Here is a 22,416-nt window from a genome sequence, read left to right on the forward strand (position 1 = left end):
GGGCAGTCCTCGAATTCCAGGGGTGGCGCGCCGCCTTCGAGCCGATCCCGGCGAGGCTTGCGCGATAACGTCCGGCCACCACGAGATAAGGAGGCGGCCGGGTGGGTCCGACCCGAAGGCCGGACCCGATAGGCGTCAGTCTTAGATCTTGCCGACGAGGTCGAGCGACGGCGCCAGGGTGGCTTCGCCTTCTTCCCACTTGGCCGGGCAGACTTCACCCGGGTGCGAACGCACATACTGGGCGGCCTTGACCTTGCGCAGCAGTTCGGCGGCGTTGCGGCCGATGCCTTCCGAAGTGGTCTCGGTGAACTGGATCACGCCGTCCGGATCGACCAGGAAGGTCGCACGGTCGGCCAGGCCCACGCCCGGACGCATGGCGTCGAAGTTATTGGTCACCAGGCCCGAGGGATCGCCCAGCATGGTGTAGGTGATCTTGCCGATGGCCGGCGACGAGTCGTGCCAGGCCTTGTGCGAGAAATGGGTGTCGGTCGACACCGAATAGATCTCGACGCCCAGCTTCTGGAACTCGGCGTAATGGTCGGCCAGGTCTTCCAGCTCGGTCGGGCACACGAAGGTGAAGTCGGCCGGATAGAAGAAGAAGATCGCCCACTTGCCCGCCACATCGGCGTCCGTGACCGTCAGGAACTTGCCGTCCTTATAGGCCTCGGCGGTGAAGGGTTTGATGGTCGTGTTGATGAGGGCCATGCAGGGCGTCCATTCAGCAGGAGTTGGGGAGGCCCGCTTCCTACCGCACCGCAACAGATAAGTGTAATCACTTATTTGCAGGTGCGTGATAGATTTTGGTTATAACAAGAACCCCTCTCATCTCGTCATCCTCGGGCTTGTCCCGAGGATCCATACGCCCCGTGTCTGGACAGCGAGCACAGGCCGCAAACACCGGGCTTACAGACCCCCAAAGAGCGCGTAGCCGCCGAGGGCTCTGCAACTTGCGGCCTGGGAGATCTGACTCTTCGTGCGCTTCTGGCCCCATGACCGGTCCGCGACCCTCCCCGAGCCCGCTTCACGATTATGGGTTCGATTTGTCCTGGCGTTCGACGTTTCAGCGCTTGACCGCGAGAGCAGGAAACGACCTAGCTGCAGTTGACGCAACCGGAGCGAACCATGCTGCTGACCGTATTGATTGCCACTCTCGCTCTGCAGGATGCGCCGCCTCCCCACCCCACCACGCCTCAGCAGTTCGAGGGGCGACGGTCCGCCTTTGTCCAGGGCACGCTCAATGTTGCGGCTGGAGAACGCGCGACGCTGAAGCTCAATCCAAACGGAACCTATGACCTGGTGCGGGTCGACCGGATCCAGGTCAGCGACGTCCTGCCGCCCGCCAACGGATCGCGCGACCTTCCGAACGACGCGCCCGTGGGGACGATCCGCTTCAGCCTGCACGCCCGCCGGGATGTCGGATCCATCCTCAAGGTCGAGAACGGCCAGGATCAGGGCCTGAAATATGGCGGCTTCATCGTGCGATACGTCGGTGGTCAGGCGCGCCAGCCCGCAGAAACGTCGGTCTGCACGGTGCCCGCGGGCATGGCGTCGTTCGAGCACTGGCCAGAACCCGTCATCCAGGTCGTCATCGGCGGCCTGCAACGCTCCGACGACGCGACGCCTGTCTGCCCGCCGCATCTCGAGTAAGCGCGAACCCCAAAGACTCGAGCCTCATGTTGGCGGTGCGTGGAAAAGCGACATTCATCCGGGCCCAAAGGCCGCGCTCGACCGGGTTCGGACGTCATGGAGGCCACTCAAACCAACCCTCCTCGTCGATTTTGTCTTCGGGCCATTCCGGCAAGCCGAAAGCCTTGGCAAGAAGGAACAACTGTAGTCGGCCTTGCGGCCCGACCGTCCACGAAAAGTGCCACCCGCCCCAGGCACGCTCGCCGTGGGTCACATCATAGGCTGTGGAAGGACCGTCAGGTCTGTTGTCGCCTCGCCCATTCACGAGGCGGACCGGTCCATCGAGGAAGCGCGGCGCAACCCAGAAGCAAGGATCATCGAGGATTGAATCCAGCTTCTTGGCCTCGCTGGCGGTGAGGCTGACGCGCCGCCAGGCGGTCCACTGTGGTGGATAGGGCGGACCAACTGGCGTGGACCTCGCGTATATTTCCCAGTTCGCGTCACGCCCCCGGCCGATGACCTCGCGCACCGTCGGGTCAGTCGACAATCCGCCCGGCGAGGTTATGAAATGGACGGTGGAATGCGGGGTGTCGGTGCTCCAGGAAACGCTGGCGTCTTCACTCGCCCACGCTTTCCAGATGGTTTCGAACAATGGGTTTTGCAGGTCATCGTTGAGATGGGTGGGAAGCTTGGAATAATCGACACTGCGCCAAGCGGGACATTTTTTCGGGTCGATAGGGACGGGCGTCGGGTTGCACCCCGAGATCAGGGCGGCTCCCGTCACCAGCATAACGGCCAGTCTCATGATCGCTGCGGCTCCCCCTCAATGAATGGAAACCGTTTCCCCATCGAAGGTCAACGTCCCGCTTCCCCCCCTTGCAGACCACGGCTGCGGCCATTTTCTGACCTGAAGATCAACGTCTGCTTCCAGCGCTGACACCCATGACGCAAACCGACCCATTGCGGACACTGCGCCTAAGGCTATGGTCGAGCAATGCGAGGGAAACCGAGAGCGGGAAAGCGTGCCGCCCTTCTTTTGGGTGGGGTGCTCATTGCGGTTATCATGGCCCTTGGTCTGGCGATAACGCCTGCCCCAAGCCCAGACGTTGCCGATGAGATTGATCGGCTGCTCGAACAAGACCCGTGCGTTGGTTCGACTGCTCGGTGGCCGTCCCGCTACTACGTGTGGGAAAGGCCCGCGTGGTCAACAAGGGAGCCGCGGATCGATTTCTTGTGGCTCCTGAGTGGTCCGTGGTTTGGCTCAGACACGTCGAGGGTCAACGTTCGCTTCCACGAAAATGCGTCGCCTGACATGTATCTTCCGGGCCGTCACTTACTTCGGGCCGATCAGGAAGTGATGTGGCTCGATAGCTCGAACGACAAATTCGTGTTCGGAACCTATGATGTCCAGACACGAAAGTTCATCGATTTGACCTGCGGACCGAACTAACCCGGAAAGTCTGCTTCCCACCCCGAACAGAAGTCCGGCACGTCCGATTTCCAGCATCGCCGTGCTGAAGCAAATGCGGCGCGGGAAGACCCTAAACCCCGAACCAAGGCCGGCAAACGAAGCGCACCGCTCGTAATTTCCCGAACCGAAGCCAATCCTTTCAATACCCTGGCGCGCCCGAACGGCCATTGACCGAGCACGCTTCGAAACCGTGTTAGCCTCGTCGTCCGGTCTTTGACATCGGGCGCCCGCCGCAATCCGCCTGCGATGTCCGCCCTCCATCGACGCCACAGCAGGCGCCACCTGGCGCATTTGGCGGTTTGGCGGTTTGGCGGTTTGTCACCCTGTTTTAGCGCCAAGCCGACAGACTTCGGCCGATCAACCGGCCCGCCCGCCTCAGTACAGCAGGAACCCCCGCCGCGCCTCTTCCCACGCCGCCTCATCCGGCCGCGTCGCCGCATCCAGATCCCCCGGCCCCGCCGCCGCGTCGTCCACCCATCCCCGCAAGCCGGGCCCGCCGTTGATCACATCGATGGGCAGTTTCCCGAACGCATACTCATACGGGAAATCCCGCCACAGGTCGTAGTCGGGGTACAGCCGCCGGATCGCCTTGAACCCCAGGGCCTGCAGCCGCCACGGCTTGAAGGCGGCATGGTCATAGCCGGGGTGATCGACATGGATCTGCACCCCGCTGCACAGTTTCCCGACATGCTTATGGAAGGTGGGCTCAAACCACATGTCGCGTAAGGTGCAGCCGCCCAGCCACTCCGGCGCCAGAGCGCGCATCTCGGCGATCACCGCCCGCGCATCGATGTCCGGCGCCCCGAACAGCTCCAGCGGCCGGGTCGTGCCCCGCCCTTCCGACAGGGTCGCCCCCTCCAGCATCACCGTCCCGGCATAGGCCCGCGCCATCGACAGGTTCGGCGCGTTCGGGCTGGGGTTGACCCAGGCCCGCTCGCCCAGCGGCCAGCCGAAGCCCGGCCCCGCCTCGGGCGCCCAGCCCTGCATCTCCACCACCCGGTAATCCACATCCAGTTTGAACTGGTCGATGAACCACAGGCCCAGTTCGCCCATGGTCATGCCGTGCCGCATCGGCATCGGCCCGGCCCCTACGAAACTCTCCCAGCCGGGCTTCAGCGTCTGCCCCTCGACCGGCCGCCCCGCCGGATTGGGCCGGTCCAGCACCCAGACCGACTTGCCGTGTTTCGCCGCCGCCTCCATCACATAAAGAAGCGTGGTCACATAGGTGTAGATGCGGCAGCCCAGGTCCTGCAGGTCGATCAGGACGACGTCGAACGTCTCCATCCATTCGTCCCTGGGCCGGCGCACCTCGCCGTACAGGCTGAAGACCGGGAAGCCGTGCACCGGATCGCGATAATCCGGGCTCTCCATCATATTGTCCTGAAGATCGCCCTTCATCCCGTGCTGCGGCCCGAAGGCGGCGGTCAGGGTAATTTCGGGACAGGCGGCCAGGGCGTCCACCGCATGGCTCAGATCCTTCGTCACCGAGGCCGGATGCGCCAGCAGGGCCACGCGCCGCCCCTTCAGCTGCGCCCTCAGGGCGTCGTCGTACAGCAGGCGGTCGAGACCGAAATTCATGGGCGGCTCCTGAGGCGTTCGACCCAGCCATGCCTCAGGCCGAGGCCGCTCACAACCCGTCCCCCACCCTCTCCACGCGTCATCACCTTGAAGTCACAACCACCAAACCCGTCATCCTAGGCCTTGTGCCTAGGATCCATAGACTCGAGCGGCGAAGGTCGGACTCCAACCCCAAACACCGGGCGTATGGATCCTAGGCACAAGGCCTAGGATGACGGGGTTTAGGGCGATAACGGCGTCTCAAAGAACCGCCGCCCATCCCTCTTCATTGTGAAAGTCCGGCCCCTCCGAAGGATGCGCCAGGGCCCAATAGGCGATCGCCCCGTCCAGCCCCTCGATCACCGCCGTGAGCCCGACCATTCCCGTCGCATCCTCCGGCAGTTCGACATCGACCGTCAGTACGAACCGCCCCTGCGCCATCCGCGTGACGATGAAGGGCGGCGCGATCTCCAGTTCCCGCATCCCCTCGCGATAGCCGTCGAACCGATAGGCCGCCCAGGCCCCCGACGGCGACAGATTATATTCGACATAGCCGTCCGCCGTCCGCACGAAGGCCTCGAAACAGGTCGTCCGCCACAGGTCGCCCGTCCTGGCCCGCGCCGCCGCCTGCGGCCAGCGCACCATTTCGACCGGCCCGGCCAGGACATATTCCAGGCTCAACACCCGTCCCGCCCGTCGCGCCTCGACCTCCAGCGTCAGCCCGGCGGGGGAACAGGTCGGGTGCGGGATCAGGGGCAGACGCATTGGTCCTTCGTAGCGAAGGCTTGACGCCGGTCAACGCTGCGCCTTATCCAGAACCCATGTTCGCCGCCCGCGCCATCGCCGGCCTGTATTACCGCCCGCTGTAAGCGAGCGGCCCGCGAACACGCGCCGCCTTCGCTGGCGACGCGCTCTTCGGAAATGGAAGACGACCGCCGGCATCCCTGCTAACGGAGCCCCGCCATGACCGAACAAGCCTTCAAATCCGACTTCCTCCGCACCCTCCAGGCGCGCGGCTACATCCATCAGATCACCCATCCGGTCGAGCTGGATGCGGCGGCGGCCGACGGCGTGGTGGCCGGCTACATCGGCTTCGACGCCACCGCCCCGTCGCTGCACGTGGGCAGCCTGATCCAGATCATGATGTTGCGCCGGCTCCAGCAGGCGGGCGGCAAGCCCATCGTCCTGATGGGCGGCGGCACCACCAAGGTCGGCGACCCGACCGGCAAGGACACGTCGCGCCCCCAGCTGACCGAAGAGACGATCCAGTCGAACATCGACTCGATCCAGACGGTCTTCGCCAAATTCCTGACCTTCGGCGACGGCCCGACCGACGCCGTCATGGTCAACAACGACGACTGGCTGTCGACCTACGGCTACATCCAGTTCCTGCGCGACTTCGGCACCCACTTCACCGTCAACCGGATGCTGAGCTTCGACTCGGTCAAGCTGCGGCTCGAGCGCGAGCAGCCGATGACCTTCCTCGAGTTCAACTACATGCTGATGCAGTCGGTGGACTTCCTGGAGCTGAACCGCGCCCTGAAGGTGACCCTGCAGATGGGCGGGTCGGACCAGTGGGGCAATATCACCTCGGGCGTCGATCTGGTGCGTCGGGTGGATCAGAAGGCCGCCTTCGGCCTGACCACCCCGCTGCTGACCACAGCCTCGGGCGGCAAGATGGGCAAGACGGCCCAGGGCGCCGTCTGGCTGAACGCCGAACAGCTGAGCCCCTATGACTACTGGCAGTTCTGGCGCAACGCCGAGGACGCCGACGTCGGCCGCTTCATGCGCCTGTTCACGGACCTGAGCCTGGAGCAGATCGCCGAATACGAGGCCCTTGAGGGCGCGGCCATCAACGACGCCAAGAAGGCCCTCGCCGACGCCGCCACCACCCTGTTGCACGGCGCCGACGAAGCGGCCAAGGCTCGCTCGCGTTCAGAAGCGGAATTTGAACGTGGCGAGAAGGTCGTTCTTGAGACCTTCGACTTCGATTGGGCTGGAGAAGAAGGTTTTACGCAACGGTCGCCTGAAGCGCTTGTGAAGGCTGCGGGCATATCGTCAATCAAGGACGCCAAGCGATCCATCCAGAACGGCGAGATCAGGATAAATGGCGTCGTCGTGAACGGCTCTGAGATGTTCGACAAGTCTCAGGTTGATCCGGAACACGGGGCCTTCTTGATCCAAAAGGGCAAGAAATTATCCAAACTCGTTCGACCTACTTAATCCCGCTCATCCCGGCGAAAGCCGGGACCCAGCCCTTTGGGCGATCAGCCGTAGTCACGTTTCACCAAAGGCGGTCCAACGCACTGCCTCACGACAGAACTGGGTCCCGGCTTTCGCCGGGATGAGCGGAGTTCAAAATGCCCGAAGTCAACGATCCCGCCCCCGCCCTGGACCTGCCGACCGACAACGGCGGCCAGGTCTCCCTCGCCGCCCTCAAGGGCAAGCCCGCCGTCGTCTATTTCTATCCCAAGGACGACACGACCGGCTGCACGCGCGAGGCCCAGGACTTCACCGCCCTGGCGCCCGACTTCGCCGCCCTGGGCGTCCCGGTCATCGGCGTGTCCAAGGACACGGTGAAGAAGCACGACCGGTTCAAGGCCAAATACGACCTCGCCGTCGTCCTGGCCTCGGACGAGGACGGCGCCGCCTGCGAGGCCTGGGGCGTCTGGGTGGAGAAGAAGCTCTACGGCCGCGAATATATGGGCATCGAACGCGCCACCTTCCTGATCGACGCCGACGGTCGGGTCGCCAAGGCCTGGCGCAATGTGAAGGTCGCCGACCACGCCGCCGCCGTTCTTGACGCCGCCCGCAGCCTCGGTTGACCCCGGCCAGACCTCGACTCCACCTGGATCGCAATCCGGTTGAAATGACGATTCGCAAATTCCCCCTGGGCGCGAGTCTCAATCAACAATCTCGTGATAATGCCCATTTAGCGCCCTAATCGTGATTAACGGCCGCTGAACGGTCTTGCCCGTGTCATCATTGCACCGGATAAACCTCACCTCGACGTGGGGGCGTTGCTTAATGAGTACGCAAGAACAATCGCAGGAACCGTCCTGGCACGACCGTTTCTTGCCGGTACGCTACCTTTACCTCCGCAGCCATGACGACATCCGCGCCTACGCCCTGACCGCGCGGCGCCAGGTGATCATCGCTCTCGTGGTTGTCGTCGCCCTGGCCTGGTCGCTGGTGGCCTCCGGCGCCTTCCTGTTCGACCTGATCGCCCAGCACCGTTCCGACGCCGAGGTCATCCGCGCCCGCGCCGCCTCCGAACGCCTCAACGCCGACCTTCAGGCCCGGCTGGAAAGCGCCGTGGTGCGCATGTCGGCGGCGAACGGCTCGCTGGAGCAGACCGCCGCCATGATCACGCGGCGCCACGCCGCCCTGACCAATGTGATGGCCGACTTCCACGGCGTCGAGGGGGCGGAAAAAGCCCTGGCGCCCACGCCCATCCCCGAAAGCGCCAGCCCGATTCAACGGATCCTGGCAGTGCGGCTGGATCAGGAACGGCTGCTGGACCGGGCCGAGGACTTCGCCCAGACTCGCGCCGAACGCCTGCGCGTCGCCTTCCGTCTTGCCGGTCTCAACCCCGCCGCCTATGTCGCCGCGTCCGGCCCCCTCGGCGGCCCCCTGGTCGAGGCGCGCGACCCTCGCGCCCTGGCGGCGATTCTGGACGTGGACGAACCCTTCGCCATTCGCATTCGTCACGCCGCCACCAGTCTGAACGAGATGCGGGCCCTGACCGATGCGGCCGAGGGAATGCCGTTCAAACGCCCCACCCAGGCGCGCACCACCTCCGGCTTCGGCGTCCGCTTCGATCCGTTCAACGGCCGCCCCGCCATCCATCAGGGCCAGGACTTCGCCGCCCCTCTGAACACCCCCATCTACGCCACGGCGCCCGGCGTCGTGTCCTTTGCCGGCGTCCGTTCAGGCTATGGCAATACAGTCGAGCTAGATCATGGACGCGGTTTCAAGACGCGCTACGCCCATCTCAACGTCCTGGGGGTCAAGCCCGGCCAGTCGGTCGCGCTTGGGCAACGGATCGGCGGCATGGGCACCACGGGCCGCTCGACCGGCGTCCACCTCCACTACGAAGTCTGGCTGAACGGCCGACCGCAAAACCCCGCACGCTTCCTCAAAGCAGGAGACCAACTTGTTCAACAAAACAAATAAAGCACCGGCGCCGGCCCCTTCGCCCCGCCCGTCGTCGCCTGTCATCCCCCCGCTGCCGGACATGCCGTCCGCGCCCCGCGCCGGGACGGCCCCCTCGGCCGTGCCTACCGGCCGCGGCCTGTCGACCCTGTCGTCGGACCTCGTGTTCGAAGGCAATGTCTCGGGCGCCGGCGACTTGCAGATCGACGGCCAGGTCAAGGGCGACGTGCGCGTCGGCCGTCTGATCGTCGGCGAGACCGGCGCGGTCGAAGGCAATATCCAGGCTGACTATGTCGAGGTGCGCGGCCGCGTCGTCGGCGGCGTTCAGGGCAAACAGGTCAAGCTGGTCGCCACCGCCTATGTGGACGGCGACATCACCGCCGAACAGTTGTCGATCGACGTCGGCGCCTTCTTCCAGGGCCGCGTCGCCCAGGGCCAGCGTCAAACCCCTGCCCCCGCCGCCGTGACCCCGGTCGCGCCGCAACCGACGCCCATCGTCGCCCCGACCTCGGTTATCACAGCCTCGACGTCGAGCGCCTCAGCCGACAAGCCCGCCGAAAAGGCTGCGGTCTGAGCTGAAAATCCTCCTCCCCATCACGGATGGGGAGGAGGCGCCTTCAGTCTACGTTCGATCCGCGCGTCTCGCCGACCCGCGCCGCCAGGGCAGCGCCCATGAAGGCGTCCAGATCGCCGTCCAGCACCCCTTGGGTGTCCGAGGTCTCGACCTCGGTCCGCAGGTCCTTCACCATCTGATACGGTTGCAGCACATAGGATCGGATCTGGTGACCCCAGCCGATGTCCGTCTTGGCGTCCGCCAGGGCCTGGGCCGCCGCCTCACGCTTCTGCAGTTCCAGCTCGTACAGCCGCGCCCGCAGCATCTTCCACGCCATTTCGCGGTTCTGGTGCTGCGACCGGCCGGCCTGGCAGGCCACGACCGTATTGGTCGGAACGTGGGTCAGACGTACGGCTGAGTCGGTCTTGTTGATGTGCTGACCGCCGGCGCCCGAGGCGCGATAGGTGTCAGTGCGCACGTCGGACGGATTGATGTCGATCTCGATCGTATCGTCCACGACCGGCGACACCCCGATGGAAGCGAAGCTGGTGTGCCGCTTGGCCGCCGCGTCATAGGGGCTGATCCGCACCAGACGGTGTACGCCCGATTCCGACTTCAGCCAGCCATAGGCGTTGGGGCCGGAGACCAGGATGGTGGCCGACTTGACCCCCGCCTGTTCGCCTTCTTCATAGGCCTCGATCGTGACCTCATAGCCGTGTGCCTTGGCCCAGCGGGAATACATCCGCAGCAGCATCCCGGCCCAGTCGTTGGACTCGGTGCCGCCGGCGCCGGAGTTCACTTCCAGATAGGCGTCGTTGCCGTCGGCCTCGCCGGACAGCAGGGCTTCCAGCTCGGCCCGGGCGGCGCGATCCTTGATGCCCCGCAGCGACGCGCGCGCGTCTTCCAGCGCGCCCTCGTCGCCTTCCTCGTCCGCCATCTCGGCCAGAATCACCCCGTCCTCGAGGTCCTGCTCCATCGCCTTGACGGTGTTGATCTTGGCTTCCAGCTGCGAGCGATCGCGGCTGACGGCCTGGGCTTCGTCGGGCTTGTCCCACAGCGTCGGGTCCTCGACCCGCGCATTCAGCTCATCGAGCTTTCTTAGAGCGACATCCCAGTCAAAGACGCCTCCTGAGCAGAGCGACGCTCTGCTCGATGTCGGCCTTCATGGCCTCGACATCCGGTCTCATCGCATTCTCCAGCGACAGAAAAGCCCTCAAGCAGCGCGGCCAACGGGCCATGCGACAGGGCAGGTTGATGATCGTCATCCTCGGGCTTGTCCCGAGGATCCACGGTCGGCGCAGTCCCGAAATCACCCGCCTGGGCGATATCGTCGAACCATCCTGCGGTTCACGCAGCCCACCGGTGGATCCTCGCGACAGGCCCGAGGATGACGGAGGGTGGGTACTAGAGCCTCAGTACAATCCGCTCAAGTCCTCAGCCGGCGCCTTCTTCGGCGGCGGGGCGGCGGCGGGTGGCGGCGGCGCATTGGCCGCGGCGGCGGCCTCCTGTTCGCGGCGCACGACGTCGTAGTAATTCTGCGGCCCGACCGGCTGGGTCGGCGCCTGACTCGGCGCCGGCGCCTGGCGTTCGGTGCCGGGGCGGAAGGCTTCCTCGATCCCGTTCACGGTGCGGAAGACGGCGTTCTTGGGCCGCACGAACGGACGCGCGGGCCGTTCCTTCAGCGCCGTCTGCATGAAGTCGATGAACACCGGCACAGCCGCCGTCGTGCCGGTCTCGCCGGACCCCAGCGAACGGTTGTCGTCAAAGCCGATGAAGACCCCCACCACCACGTCGGTGGTGAAGCCGACGAACCAGGCCGAGCGGTACTCGTTGGTCGTACCTGTCTTGCCCGCGACCCAGCGGCCCAGGCCTCGGGCGCTGGCGGCGGTGCCCCGCTGGACCACGCCCTCCAACATCGAACTCATCTGATAGGCGGTGATCGGATCGATCACCTGGGTTCCGCGCGGCTGCAAACGCGGCGACTCCTGGCCTGAGAAGCCCCGACCGCAGTCGCGGCAGCTGCGGCTGTCGGCCTTGAAGATCGTCTCGCCGTCCCGGTCCTGCACATAGTCGATCAGATAGGGGGTGATCCTGCGCCCGCCGTTGGCGAAGGCGGAATAGGCGGCCGTGATCTGCAGCGGCGTCACCTCACCGGCGCCCAGCGACACCGACAGGTTCGGCGTCAGGCCGGGGATCCCCATCCGATCCGCCTGATCGACGATCTTCTTCATGCCCACGGCCTCGGCCAGGCGCACGGTCATGACGTTGCGCGACAGCTCCAGCCCGCGCCTCAGGCTCTGCGGCCCGTAATATTCGCGGCTATAGTTCTCGGGCGTCCAGCGCTGGCCGTTGGCCCCGCCGGCGAAGCTGATCGGGGCGTCCAGCACGATGGAGGCCGGGGTGAAATCCCCCTCCAGCGCCGTCGAATAGACGAAGGGCTTGAACGCCGAGCCCGGCTGGCGTTTCGCCTGGGTCGCCCGGTTGAAGCTGGACAGGGCGTAGGAATAGCCCCCCACCATCGCCAGCACCCGGCCCGACTGGGGCTCGATGGCCACCAGGGCGCCATTGACGCGCGGCACCTGTTTCAGCGCGAACTGGCCGTTCTTCTTCTCGACGAAGATCAGCTCGCCGCGCCGCAGTTGCCGGTTGGCGTTGGCCCAGGCGGCGTCGGCGGCGATCAGGGTTCCGCTCTCGTCCTTGGCGGTGCGGATGCGGACCGTGTTCCCGCTGACGCTCTCGATAGCGGCGGCCTGCCAGGTGCGACGCTCGGGCGGCGCCTGTTCCTTCAGGGCCGCGGCCTGCCAGCCCTCAGCGAAGTCGGTCGTGCCCCAGCCCCCGCGCCAGCCGTGGCGCCGGTCATAATTCTCCAGCCCCTGCATCAGGGCCTGGCGCGCCGCCGTCTGCAACGTCGGGTCCAGGGTGGTGCGCATATAGAAGCCGCCGGCCCGCAACTGCGCCCCGAAGTCCGGATTGGCCGCCGCCTGGCGCCGCGCCTCTTCCACGAAGAAGTCCGCGTCCTTGTATTCCGACCGCTGCGGCGCATCGCGGGTGGTCAGCGGCCGGGCGCGCGCCTCGATCAGCTGGGCCTCGGTCAGCCAGCCGCTCTGCTCCATCTCGCCCAGCACCCAGTCCCGCCGGCCCTTGGCCGCGCCGGGGTGGCGTTTGGGGTGATAATTGTTCGGTCCCTTGGGCAGGGACGCCAGGAAGGCCGCCTCGTCCGGCGTCAGCTGCGCCAGCGACTTGCCGAAATAATTATAGGCCGCCGAGGCTATGCCGAACGAGCGATAGCCCAGGAAGATCTCGTTCAGATACAGGTTGAGGATCTGCTCCTTGGACAGGGTCGCCTCCAGGCGATTGGCCAGGATGGCTTCCTTCAGCTTGCGGTTCAGGCTCGATTCGTTGGTCAGCAGGACGTTCTTGGCCACCTGTTGGGTGATGGTCGATCCACCCTCCAGCCGGCGCCCCTGCACCAGGTTGAAGACGTTCTTGATCGAGGCCCGGCCGATGCCGCCCACGTCGATCCCGCCATGCTGGAAGAAGTTCCGGTCCTCGGCGGCTAGGAAGGCCTGCACGACCGCCAGCGGGATCTGGTCATAAGAGACATAGATTCGCCGCTCGTCCGAGAACTCGCCGATCAGGGTGCCGTCGCCGGCATAGACCCGCGTCGCGGTCGGCGGCCGGTAATCGGCCAGCTCGGACGCGTCCGGCAGGTCGTGAAACAGCCACGCCGCATAGACGGCGACGACCAACCCCGCCAGGGCGATGCCGCCCAGCAGAACCATGCCCGCCCATACGAACCAGCGTTCGGCAATCTTCACTGCGTACTCCGACGACGCGCCCCGAAATCGTGCTTTAGCCCGCGTCGCCCCCCAAAGGCTAGGGCGCGGATGCAACGTCCCCTTCCCGTCCCCCGTTAACCTCCCATCTGAAGCCTTCCCAACCCCCAGGAGCCCACCATGGAAGTTCTGTATCGCGCCCAGGCCACAGCCTCAGGCGGCGGCCGCGAAGACGGCCGCTCGGCCACCGACGACGGCAAGATCGACGTCAAACTGTCCACGCCTGCGGAAATGGGCGGCAAGGGCGGCGACGGCACCAATCCCGAACAGCTGTTCGCCACCGGCTACGCCGCCTGCTACCTCGGCGCCCTTCGTCTGGTCAGCGGCAAGGCCGGAACCCCGGTCGGCCCGGACACCAAGATCACCGCCGGGATCGGCTTCGGCAAGAATACGCTGGGCGAGGGCTTCAACCTCGACGTCGATCTGACCGTCACCGACCACGGCCTGGACCAGGCGGTGATCGACGACCTGATCCAGGAAGCCCACCGGGTCTGCCCCTACTCCAACGCCACGCGCGGAAATGTGGATGTCCGGCTGACGGCAGCCTGACCTTACTCTCCGCTCATCCCGGCGAAAGCCGGGACCCAGTTCTTTAGGCGATAGTCGTTCCAGGCTGTCTAAGCTCTCAATCCCACGTCCTGCCGAGCGAAAGAACTGGATCCCCGCTTTCGCGAGGACGAGCGGGGTTTAAGTGGCCCCGAACCTGCGCTAATCGCTGGACATGACCTCCCTGCTCGACGCCCTCCCCGATCCCCTGCTGACGCTCGAACCCGCCCGCCGCGTGACCCTGCGCGAAGCCTTCGGCATCGACAGCGACATGACCGTGCCCGCCTTCGCCGAGCGCGACAGCCATGTGCCCGAGATCGACGAGGCCTATCGCTTCGACCCGCAGACGACCATCGCCATCTGCGCCGGCTTCGCCTTCGACCGCCGCGTCATGGTCCAGGGCTATCACGGCACCGGCAAGTCGACCCATATCGAACAGGTCGCCGCCCGCCTGAACTGGCCCCTGGTCCGCGTCAACCTGGACAGCCACGTCAGCCGTATCGACCTCGTCGGCAAGGACGCCATCGTCCTGAAGGACGGCAAACAGATCACCGAGTTCCGCGAGGGCATCCTGCCCTGGTCGCTGCAACGCCCCGTCGCCCTGGTGTTCGACGAATATGACGCCGGCCGTCCCGACGTCATGTTCGTGATCCAGCGCGTGCTGGAGGCGCAAGGGCGCCTGACCCTGCTGGACCAGAACCGCGTCATCCGCCCGAACCCCTATTTCCGCCTGTTCGCCACCACCAACACCATCGGCCTGGGCGACACCACGGGCCTGTATCACGGCGCGCAACAGATCAATCAGGCCCAGTTGGATCGCTGGAACATCGTCACGACGCTGAACTACCTCGACCACGACGTCGAGGCCGAGATCGTCGCCGCCAAGGCGCCAGAATGGTCAGACGCCGAGGGCCGCCGTCGCATCGCCGCCATGGTCCGCGTCGCCGACATGACCAGGAACGCCTTCATGAACGGCGACATCTCCACCGTCATGTCGCCCCGCACCGTCATCACCTGGGCCCAGAACGCCCTGATCTTCGGCGGCGACCTGGCGCTCAGCTTCCGCCTGACCTTCCTGAACAAGTGCGACGAACTGGAACGCCCCACCATCGCCGAGTTCTACCAGCGGGCCTTCGGCGAAGACCTGCCTGAGGCGGCGACGCGGGTGAAGGTGGGGTGACCCCCTCCGCAGCCGACGTCGTTGCACGAGCTGGGTCCGCCCTATTCGGAAAACCGTTGGTTACGAATACAGTCCGGGGTTTGCTGGTCGAGGCGATGATCGCTCAGGTGCTGGAACCCGAATGGCGCTGGTGCGCCGCAGACTACGCAAGTTGGGACTTCGAGAACGGGCCGATCCGACTTGAAGTGAAGCAGTCTGCGGCCTTGCAGAGTTGGAACAAGAGCAGCGGTCGAACGAGCGCTTGTTCGTTCGATATCGCTTACCGATCTCAGGCGTGGGAAGATGAGGCTTGGACAAAGGGTCGAAAGCGCGCCGCTCACCTATATGTTTTTGCCCATCACCCGGTGACTGGCGAGGAAGCAGACCATCGCGAGCCGTCACAGTGGGTCTTTTACGTCGTGCCCACCACCCGCCTTCCGGCGTCAGCCCGTATCTCACTCGGCAAGGTGCAACAGTTGTCTGAGGCGTCCAGCCTCCGCCATCTGCCTACAGTCATCGCCTCAGCAGCTCTATTCACGCCGCCCTCGGCCTAATCATCGCCAGCGCATCGCCCATCTTCCGACGCTGCTCCATCAGATCGTAGTCCGCCTGCAACCCCAGGAAATACCCCGGCCGGACGCCCCAGTACCGCGCCAGACGCAGGTCCGTGTCGGCCGTCACCGCACGCTTTCCCAGCACGATTTCGTTGATCCGGCGCGGCGGCACGCCGACGGCCTTGGCCAGGGCCGTCTGACTCATGCCCAGCGGCTTGAGAAACTCTTCCAGCAGAATGTCGCCCGGCGTCGGGTTCTTCAGCCAGTCGTCCGCCGAGCCGACATCGGCGAAACGATCAGTGGTAATCGCAGATTTCGACATCGTCGCAGCCTCCGTCGCTCCAGCGGAAACAAATCCGCCACTGTTGATTGATCCGGATCGAATACTGCCCCTTCCGGTCGCCCGACAGGGCCTCAAGCCGGTTGCCGGGCGGTATGCGAAGCTCGTCCAACACTAGGCTTCTATTCAGCAGACGCAGTTTTCGCAGCGCCGCCTCCTGAATATCGCCCGGCAGTCGCCGCGACCGCTGACCGTTCCAAACCTTCTCCGTCTCGCGATCACGGAAACTGCGGATCATGGCGGCAGCATAACGCATCGCGTTATACCGATCAATAAATCCCGATTGAGGCCTCGTTAAGTTCCCTGGAGTAAGGCCACGCTTGAAGCGGGGACTTGGCGAAGTGGCCGACAGTACGGATTATCTAAAAGCCTATGCTGATCGTTACCGGGACATGTTCCCGGTACGGCTGCTGACAATCGTGGCCATCGTGGTTCTGGGCTGGTGGGCGCTCGGATGGGGATGGGCGGCGAATTTCGCCCTCTTCCAGTTCGGCCTTTATTTCCTGCTCTGGCGCGAGATCCAGGCCGCCTACGCCCGGTCCGACGCGCCGGGCGCCGCGCGACGCTTCCGGCGCAGCGCCGAGGTGATCACCCTGGGCCTTGCCTCCCACAATGCCCTGTTCATCATCGCCGTCCGGCATTTTGAACCCCAGTATCTCGATTACTTGCGATTGCTGTTGGCCGGAAATCTTATGGTCGGCGCGCTCCAGGTCCATGTCAGCCGGCGCAGTTTCGCCGCCGCCGTGCTGCCGCCGGCCATCGCGGCCATGGTCCTCGCCTCGCAACAGACGCAGGCGGCCCCGGGCATCAAAATCGCCGTCGTTCTCTTCATTCTGGGCGTCATAGCGGCCTCCTGGCGCCAGTGGCGCAGCGACCGCGAGACGGTCGAACTGATGGTGGCCCTGACCGAACGCTCGCGCGAGCTTCAGACCGCACTGGGCCAGGCCGAGACCGAACGCATCGCCGCCGAACAGGCCAACAGGGCCAAGTCCCGCTTCCTGGCCATGATCAGCCACGAGGTCCGCACCCCGCTGAACGTCATCCTCGGCCTGACCGAAGTCCTGCGCGGCCGTCGCCGTCCCAAGGCCGAGGCCGCCGTCATCGACGACATGGCAGAGGCCGGGGGTATGCTGCTTCGCCTGCTCAACGGGGCCCTGGACATCTCCAAGATCGAATCCGGCCAGGTCGAAGTGCGCCTGGCTCCCGTCGATCTCGCTGCCCGGATTGAGGCCATCGCCCGCGTCTGGCGCTCGCGGGTCGAGGAACTCGGCCTCACGCTGGAGGTCGAACTTCAGGGCCGCCGCGAGGATTTCATCGTCGTCAGCGACGAGGCCCGTGTCGAACAGATCCTGATCAACTACCTGTCCAACGCCCTGAAGCTGACGACCGCCGGAACCATCCGCATCCTGGCCCGCGCCGCGCCCGGCGGCGACGGCCGCATCGAACTGATGGTCGAGGTCCACGATCAGGGTCCGGGCGTGCCCGAGGACAAGCGCGAACGCATCTTCGAACCCTTCGAACAATTGGCCGCCGGTCGCGCCGCCGGGGGTGCGGGCCTGGGCCTGGCCCTGTGTCGCGCCGCCGCCCAGGCGCTGGACGGCGATCTGGGCGTCCGTGCGGCCCACCCCCAGGACGTGGCGCAGGGCGCCGTCTTCTGGTTCGGCTTCACCGCCCAGCCCGCGCCCGCCCCGACCGAGGCCCCGGCCCCCGCCCCCGCCCCTGTTCAGGACGCCCGCCCCGCCTCGCACGCCGCCGCCCCGCTCCGGGTCCTGGCGGCTGAGGACCACCCCGCCAATCGCAAGCTGCTGTTGCTGCTGTTCCAGGCCTTCGGTCTGGACCTGGTCCTGGTCGAGAACGGACAGGAGGCGGTCCAGGCCGTCGCCGCCGAACGTTTCGACCTCGTCCTGATGGACGTGATGATGCCGGTCATGGACGGCGTAGAGGCCCTGCTCGCCATCCGCGCCGACGAGGCCGTGGCGGGCCGCCCCCGCACCCCGATCCACATGCTCACCGCCAATGTGTTCGACGAGGACGTGGCTCGCTACATGGCCGCCGGCGCCGACGGCGTCCTGCGCAAACCCATCGACCCCCCCGCCCTCCAGGCCGTCATCGCCGCCGCCCACCAGCCCATCGACGCCTGATTTTCACACAGTCACCTCAGACCCTCCCCCGCTTGCGGGGGAGGTGGGCCGGCGTCCGCGCAGCGGACCAGGCTCGGAGGGGGGAGTGTCGCTCAAAGGAAGACTTCCCCCATCGTCAGCCGTCTCGCTTCGCTCGACGAGCTGACACTTCCCCCGCAAGCGGGGGAAGGTCTGTGACCGCCGCGTCAGCGAGCGCCAGGAGCGGGCGACTCGGCGCCTTCGCGTTGAAAGCCAGAGAGCGAGTTCGCGGCTAAGAGCCCCTCCACCACCGCGCAAAGAGGCGCGGCGGTCCCCCTCCCCGCAAAGCGGGGAGGAGACGCACAGACCACCTGTCTCCTCCCCACGCAGTGGGGAGGTGGATCGCCGCGCAGCGGCGAGACGGAGGGGCTCTTCAACGCCGCACCGCGCACAATGACGCTGCCCCCACCCCAACGATTCCAAACCTTTAAACGATTTTCCTCCCCGCCTTCGCTTAGGGCTTTTCGGAGCCTTCAAGCTCTTTGATCCGCTTCTCGATCTGATCAGACAGTTGATAGATGTCCGTCAGGTCGCCGATCAGATGTCGGGTTTCGTCCTTGTCGGAGAAGGTGCCGAGATACTTCTTGGTGACGCCGTTGAAGTGCAGGCGGGCGATAGTCTTGCGGTTGTTGTCGTCCAGCAGGATGGCGCAATAGGATTGGGCGTCGCGCATGACGATGCGTTTGGGCTTCACCACTTTTGAGGCGATTGCCTGGATGATGTGGAAGCCGGACACCTCCTCTTCCGTCGTCACGACGATTTCCGGATCGCTCGGCGGGGCTTCGTCTTGGTCGGTCATCGACGGACCGGTCGCGTTCAGGGCGGTGGACAGGCGCTCATTGACCTTGTCGCGAATGATCGAAGAAAAGGTCGCCACGACCATCTTGCCGAAATTTTCGCGGACCTGAGCAGTGACGCGTCCCTCATGGACACGGGTGGCCATCATCCGCACGAACTCTTCCGAGGGCTCCGCCATCTCCTTTTCCAGCTCCTTGCGGAGCAGGGACTGGAGTTTCAGCAGTCCAGCTTCCTGAACGATCTTGTCGATGTCGAACGAGAGCTTGGTGAATTTCTCGACCGTACGGCCATCGGTCGGCTTCAGCGCGTCCATGCTGAAGGTGAAGAACGGCTTGTCGTCCATCTTGTTGGTGGCTTCGACGTCGGAATAGAACTGGTAGACGACGCCGTTGGTCAGGATAGCCAGCCGGGCATCCGTCACCGAGAAATAGCGAAACAGCTGGCTGGCGTGGTTGAGATTGAGCGCCACATTGCTAGGCTTACACTCGATCAGGATGCGGATCTTGCCGCCATGGCAGATGGCGTAATCGACCTTTTCGCCCTTCTTGGTGCCGACGTCGGCCGTATATTCCGGAATGACCTCGGACGGGTTGAAAACGTCGTAGCCTAGGGCCTGGATGAAGGGCATGACCAAGGCCGTCTTTGCGGCTTCTTCGGTCAGCAAAACCTCTCGGTGCTCCATCGTCCGTTTCTGGAGTTCGCCCAGTTTCGTTTGAATGTCCAAGGTTTTCCCCCTTATTGAACGGCGGTAGCTAAGCCGCAACTGGCACGAGAGTCTAGCGTAGTCGGCTGACGATCAATTTGGACGGGTTGGCGCGCCGGCCCCCGCCGCCACGCTCACCTCCCTGTCGGCGAAGGCCGACGGGGAGGACAGGCGGGAGCGTCAGCGAGCGCCAGGAGGGGGCGACTCGGTGTCAGGCGCTGGGTCGGTCATCAGATCTGTCGAAGTATCATTTCAGGTCTGATGATGGCGTGATTTTTCGATCTTGTATTGTTGTACGCCGTAAGGGGTGAGGTTTCCATTCTCATCAATTAGGCCGAAGTCGATACATTCGTCATCGATCCAACGACTATGAAAACCTCCGGGACGATCACCTATAAGATGGGCGATCCAGCGATATTGCGCGTACGTCATAGTTAGGTCTCCCCTGGGCGAGGTGACTGGGCAAAGGAATGCTCCATCGATTCGCTGCGATCACGAAGGCCGCGATATTCACAGGGGTGCCTGCTAAGAAGTGCTTGCCCCTACAGACGTCTGCGATGCGGCTAAGAGCCCCTCCACCACCGCGCAAAGAGGCGCGGCGGTCCCCCTCCCCGCAAAGCGGGGAGGAGACGCAACGGACATCTGTCTCCTCCCCACGCAGTGGGGAGGGGGATCGACGCGCAGCGGCGAGACGGAGGGGCTCTTTGACGCCGCACCGCGCACAATGACGCTGCCTCCACCCCAACGATTCCAACCCCTTACAAAAATCTCACCCCCCGCTTCTAACCACCCTCCAAAACCCCCGCATAATACCCCCGGTCTCGTCGCTAGGAGGGCTCGTAAGGCCTGCGACCTTGCGGCGGCGGGAGCGTATGGAACGGGGGCGGGGGTGGGATTCCCTCGCGCCGCATGACGGTGCATCGGTGGGCTCATCCCGCGCAGAAACGTCGGCGGAGGACACGGGGTTAGGAACCCGGTCGCACTCGGGACGATCCTTCGCAGGGATCGCCGACCCGTCGCAGGCCTTGGGGAAGAGGCATCACAACTGCCGCTTCAATATCCCCGGCCGGCAGAAACACCATGCGCGCGGAGCGTCTGTCTTCGTCGAAACGGTAAAAACTAATCCACTCCGGGCGAAGCCCGGCGCTCCGTCCTGCCTTCCACAACTCCGCCGAAAGGACGGAGCGCTTCGTCACGCCTGCGTCGCCGCACCCGGTTCAAATCCGCACCGAAGCGGCCTATGTGAACGGCGCTGACAAGGAGCCGCCTGTTGCTGATCGTCCTTTCTCCCGCCAAGCGGCTCGACTTCACCGAGGCCGACCTGGCCATTCCCGGCACGGAACGCCGCTTCCAAGAGGACACCGCCAGCCTGTCCACGACCGCCCGGCGCCAGACCAAGGCCGATCTGCGTCGCCTGATGGGGATTTCCGACGATCTCGCCACCCTGAATGTCGAACGGTTCAAGGCCTTCGATCCCGAATCGACCGATGGCGTCCAGGCCGCCTTCGCCTTCGCCGGCGACGTCTATGAAGGCCTGAAGGCGCGCGAGTTGGACGCCCAGGCCCTCGACTTCGCCCAGGACCGGCTACGCATCCTGTCCGGCTTCTACGGCCTGCTGCGTCCGCTGGACCGGATCCAGCCCTATCGGCTCGAAATGGGCACGCGGTTAAAGACCCGGCGCGGCTCCAGCCTGTACGACTTCTGGGGTGACCGGATCTCCAAACAGTTGAATGCCGACGCCGAGGGTCATTCCGATCCCACCCTGGTCAATCTGGCCAGCCAGGAATATTTCGGCGCCGTGGACGCCAAGGCCCTGAAACTGCCGGTCGTCACCCCCCAGTTCCGCGAGGAAAAGAACGGCGAGAGCCGCATCATCTCCTTCTTCGCCAAGAAGGCGCGCGGCGCCATGACCCGGTTCGCCATCGACGAACGGGTGGAACGGGTCGAGGATCTCAAGGCTTTCGACCGCGACGGCTACAGGTTCGACAAGGCCGCTTCGACCGAGAACGAGTGGATATTCATCAGGCCGGGAAATTCTTGATCCCCGGCCCCTCCTGCCGCTAGTCTCTCGCCAAAGAACCAAAGGGCGGATCCATGTTCAACTGGTCGAAATCATCGAAGAACGCCGCCGCCCACGGCGATACGCCGGCGTTCAAGGACATCGGCGACCTCAAGGGCCAGGTCGCGGTCATCTCCGGCTCGACCTCGGGCATCGGCCTGGCCCTGGCGCGGGCGGTGGCGGCGCGCGGCGGCGAGGTGGTGCTGAACGGCCTGGGCGATCCGGCCGAGATCGAACGCACCCGCGCCGGGCTTGAGGCCTCGTCCAGCGGCCGGGTCCGCTATCATGCGGCGGACATGACGCGCGGCGAAGAGATCGCCGACATGGTCGCCTTCGCCAAGCACGAGTTCGGTCGGCTCGACATCCTGGTCAACAACGCCGGCATCCAGCACGTCGAATCCGTCGAGAAATTCCCCACCGACAAGTGGGAGCAGATCATCGCCATCAACCTGTCCTCGGCCTTCTACGCCACCCGGGCGGCCATCCCGATCATGAAGGCCCAGGGACGCGGGCGGATCATCAACATGGCCTCGGCTCACGGCCTGGTCGCCAGCCCGTTCAAGTCGGCCTATGTCGCCGCCAAGCACGGGATCGTCGGCTTCACCAAGACCGTCGCCCTGGAACTGGCCCAGGACAATATCACCTGCAACGCCATCTGCCCCGGCTTCGTCGAGACCCCCATCGTCGAGAAACAGATCGCCGACCAGGCCCGCACCCGCGGCCTGACCAAGGAGCAGGTGCTGAAGGACGTGATCCTGGCGGCCCAGCCGACCAAACAGTTCGTGACGACCGACCAGCTGGCGGGCCTGTTCCTCTATCTGGTCAGCGACCTGGGCGCCTCGGCCAACGGCGCCAGCTTCTCCATCGACGGCGGCTGGACCGCGCAATAAACCAATGACC

At 65.0% G+C, this 22,416-nt stretch carries 19 protein-coding genes; 10 read left to right on the forward strand and 9 right to left on the reverse strand.

Annotation, left to right across the window (positions count from 1 at the left end):
- Positions 1 to 141 precede the first annotated feature (141 nt).
- Positions 142 to 705 (reverse strand): alkyl hydroperoxide reductase subunit C, encoded by a 564-nt coding sequence (gene ahpC / locus ACW177_RS09935; RefSeq protein ID WP_492025561.1) that lies wholly within the window; start codon positions 703 to 705, stop codon positions 142 to 144.
- Positions 706 to 1,122: 417 nt separating this feature from the next.
- Here ahpC and ACW177_RS09940 point away from each other — a divergent pair, with 417 nt between their 5' ends.
- Positions 1,123 to 1,647 carry a hypothetical protein gene (locus tag ACW177_RS09940; RefSeq protein WP_492025562.1) on the forward strand — a complete coding sequence of 175 codons (525 nt, stop codon included), beginning with the start codon at positions 1,123 to 1,125 and terminating at the stop codon, positions 1,645 to 1,647.
- A gap of 94 nt (positions 1,648 to 1,741) precedes the next feature.
- Here the strand turns inward: ACW177_RS09940 and ACW177_RS09945 are convergent, their stop codons facing one another.
- The 3 genes from ACW177_RS09945 to ACW177_RS09955 all read right to left on the reverse strand — a co-directional run bounded on the left by ACW177_RS09945 (position 1,742) and on the right by ACW177_RS09955 (position 5,419).
- Positions 1,742 to 2,431, reverse strand: a complete 690-nt coding sequence (locus ACW177_RS09945) for a hypothetical protein (RefSeq protein ID WP_492025563.1) — start codon at positions 2,429 to 2,431, stop codon at positions 1,742 to 1,744.
- A 1,041-nt stretch (positions 2,432 to 3,472) separates the two neighbouring features.
- Entirely contained in the window at positions 3,473 to 4,675 is a 1,203-nt protein-coding gene (locus ACW177_RS09950) for an exo-beta-N-acetylmuramidase NamZ family protein (protein ID WP_492025564.1), read from the reverse strand.
- A 240-nt stretch (positions 4,676 to 4,915) separates the two neighbouring features.
- A complete protein-coding gene (locus tag ACW177_RS09955) occupies positions 4,916 to 5,419 on the reverse strand; it encodes a DOMON-like domain-containing protein (RefSeq protein WP_492025565.1) in 504 nt (167 codons plus the stop codon).
- A gap of 198 nt (positions 5,420 to 5,617) precedes the next feature.
- On the opposite strand from ACW177_RS09955, the gene tyrS reads away from it, so the two are divergent.
- The 4 genes from tyrS (at position 5,618) to ACW177_RS09975 (ending at position 9,383) form a co-directional block, all read left to right on the forward strand.
- A complete protein-coding gene (gene tyrS / locus ACW177_RS09960) occupies positions 5,618 to 6,877 on the forward strand; it encodes a tyrosine--tRNA ligase (protein WP_492025566.1) in 1,260 nt (419 codons plus the stop codon).
- A gap of 137 nt (positions 6,878 to 7,014) precedes the next feature.
- Entirely contained in the window at positions 7,015 to 7,479 is a 465-nt protein-coding gene (locus ACW177_RS09965; RefSeq protein ID WP_492025567.1) for a peroxiredoxin, read from the forward strand.
- 202 nt (positions 7,480 to 7,681) lie between these two features.
- A complete protein-coding gene (locus ACW177_RS09970; protein WP_492025568.1) occupies positions 7,682 to 8,830 on the forward strand; it encodes a M23 family metallopeptidase in 1,149 nt (382 codons plus the stop codon).
- Positions 8,811 to 9,383: a bactofilin family protein gene (locus tag ACW177_RS09975; RefSeq protein ID WP_492025569.1), complete on the forward strand. Its 573-nt coding sequence runs from the start codon at positions 8,811 to 8,813 to the stop codon at positions 9,381 to 9,383. The genes ACW177_RS09970 and ACW177_RS09975 overlap by 20 nt, the downstream gene beginning before the upstream one ends.
- A 43-nt stretch (positions 9,384 to 9,426) precedes the next feature.
- On the opposite strand, the gene prfB is transcribed toward ACW177_RS09975, so the two are convergent.
- Both prfB and ACW177_RS09985 read right to left on the reverse strand, forming a co-directional pair.
- A protein-coding gene (gene prfB / locus ACW177_RS09980; protein ID WP_492025570.1) for a peptide chain release factor 2 occupies positions 9,427 to 10,549 on the reverse strand; the annotation gives its coding sequence in 2 pieces (ribosomal slippage) (positions 9,427 to 10,479 and positions 10,481 to 10,549; 1,122 coding nt in all).
- Positions 10,550 to 10,774: 225 nt separating this feature from the next.
- A complete protein-coding gene (locus ACW177_RS09985; protein WP_492025571.1) occupies positions 10,775 to 13,180 on the reverse strand; it encodes a penicillin-binding protein 1A in 2,406 nt (801 codons plus the stop codon).
- Between the two features lie 138 nt (positions 13,181 to 13,318).
- On the opposite strand from ACW177_RS09985, the gene ACW177_RS09990 reads away from it, so the two are divergent.
- On the forward strand, positions 13,319 to 13,747 hold the full coding sequence (locus ACW177_RS09990; protein WP_492025572.1) for an organic hydroperoxide resistance protein: 429 nt from the start codon (positions 13,319 to 13,321) through the stop codon (positions 13,745 to 13,747).
- Positions 13,748 to 13,919: 172 nt separating this feature from the next.
- Positions 13,920 to 14,924 (forward strand): cobaltochelatase subunit CobS, encoded by a 1,005-nt coding sequence (gene cobS, locus ACW177_RS09995; protein WP_492025573.1) that lies wholly within the window; start codon positions 13,920 to 13,922, stop codon positions 14,922 to 14,924.
- Between the two features lie 513 nt (positions 14,925 to 15,437).
- On the opposite strand, the gene ACW177_RS10000 is transcribed toward cobS, so the two are convergent.
- A complete protein-coding gene (locus ACW177_RS10000) occupies positions 15,438 to 15,779 on the reverse strand; it encodes a HigA family addiction module antitoxin (RefSeq protein WP_492025574.1) in 342 nt (113 codons plus the stop codon).
- The gene (locus ACW177_RS10005) at positions 15,754 to 16,053 is read right to left on the reverse strand and encodes a type II toxin-antitoxin system RelE/ParE family toxin (RefSeq protein ID WP_492025575.1); all 300 of its coding nucleotides are present in this window, start codon (positions 16,051 to 16,053) and stop codon (positions 15,754 to 15,756) included. Before ACW177_RS10005 ends, ACW177_RS10000 begins: the two co-directional genes overlap by 26 nt.
- Before the next feature lie 85 nt (positions 16,054 to 16,138).
- On the opposite strand from ACW177_RS10005, the gene ACW177_RS10010 reads away from it, so the two are divergent.
- Positions 16,139 to 17,938 (forward strand): response regulator, encoded by a 1,800-nt coding sequence (locus ACW177_RS10010; protein ID WP_492025576.1) that lies wholly within the window; start codon positions 16,139 to 16,141, stop codon positions 17,936 to 17,938.
- Positions 17,939 to 18,410: 472 nt separating this feature from the next.
- Here ACW177_RS10010 and ACW177_RS10015 read toward each other — a convergent pair whose 3' ends face one another.
- Positions 18,411 to 19,478 (reverse strand): type I restriction endonuclease, encoded by a 1,068-nt coding sequence (locus ACW177_RS10015; RefSeq protein WP_492025577.1) that lies wholly within the window; start codon positions 19,476 to 19,478, stop codon positions 18,411 to 18,413.
- 1,249 nt (positions 19,479 to 20,727) lie between these two features.
- Here ACW177_RS10015 and yaaA point away from each other — a divergent pair.
- Both yaaA and ACW177_RS10025 read left to right on the forward strand, forming a co-directional pair.
- Positions 20,728 to 21,498: a peroxide stress protein YaaA gene (gene yaaA, locus ACW177_RS10020; protein WP_492025578.1), complete on the forward strand. Its 771-nt coding sequence runs from the start codon at positions 20,728 to 20,730 to the stop codon at positions 21,496 to 21,498.
- Positions 21,499 to 21,551: 53 nt separating this feature from the next.
- A complete protein-coding gene (locus ACW177_RS10025) occupies positions 21,552 to 22,406 on the forward strand; it encodes a 3-hydroxybutyrate dehydrogenase (RefSeq protein ID WP_492025579.1) in 855 nt (284 codons plus the stop codon).
- The last annotated feature ends 10 nt before the right edge of the window (positions 22,407 to 22,416 follow it).

This window comes from Brevundimonas sp. AVps23W, assembly GCF_058681395.1.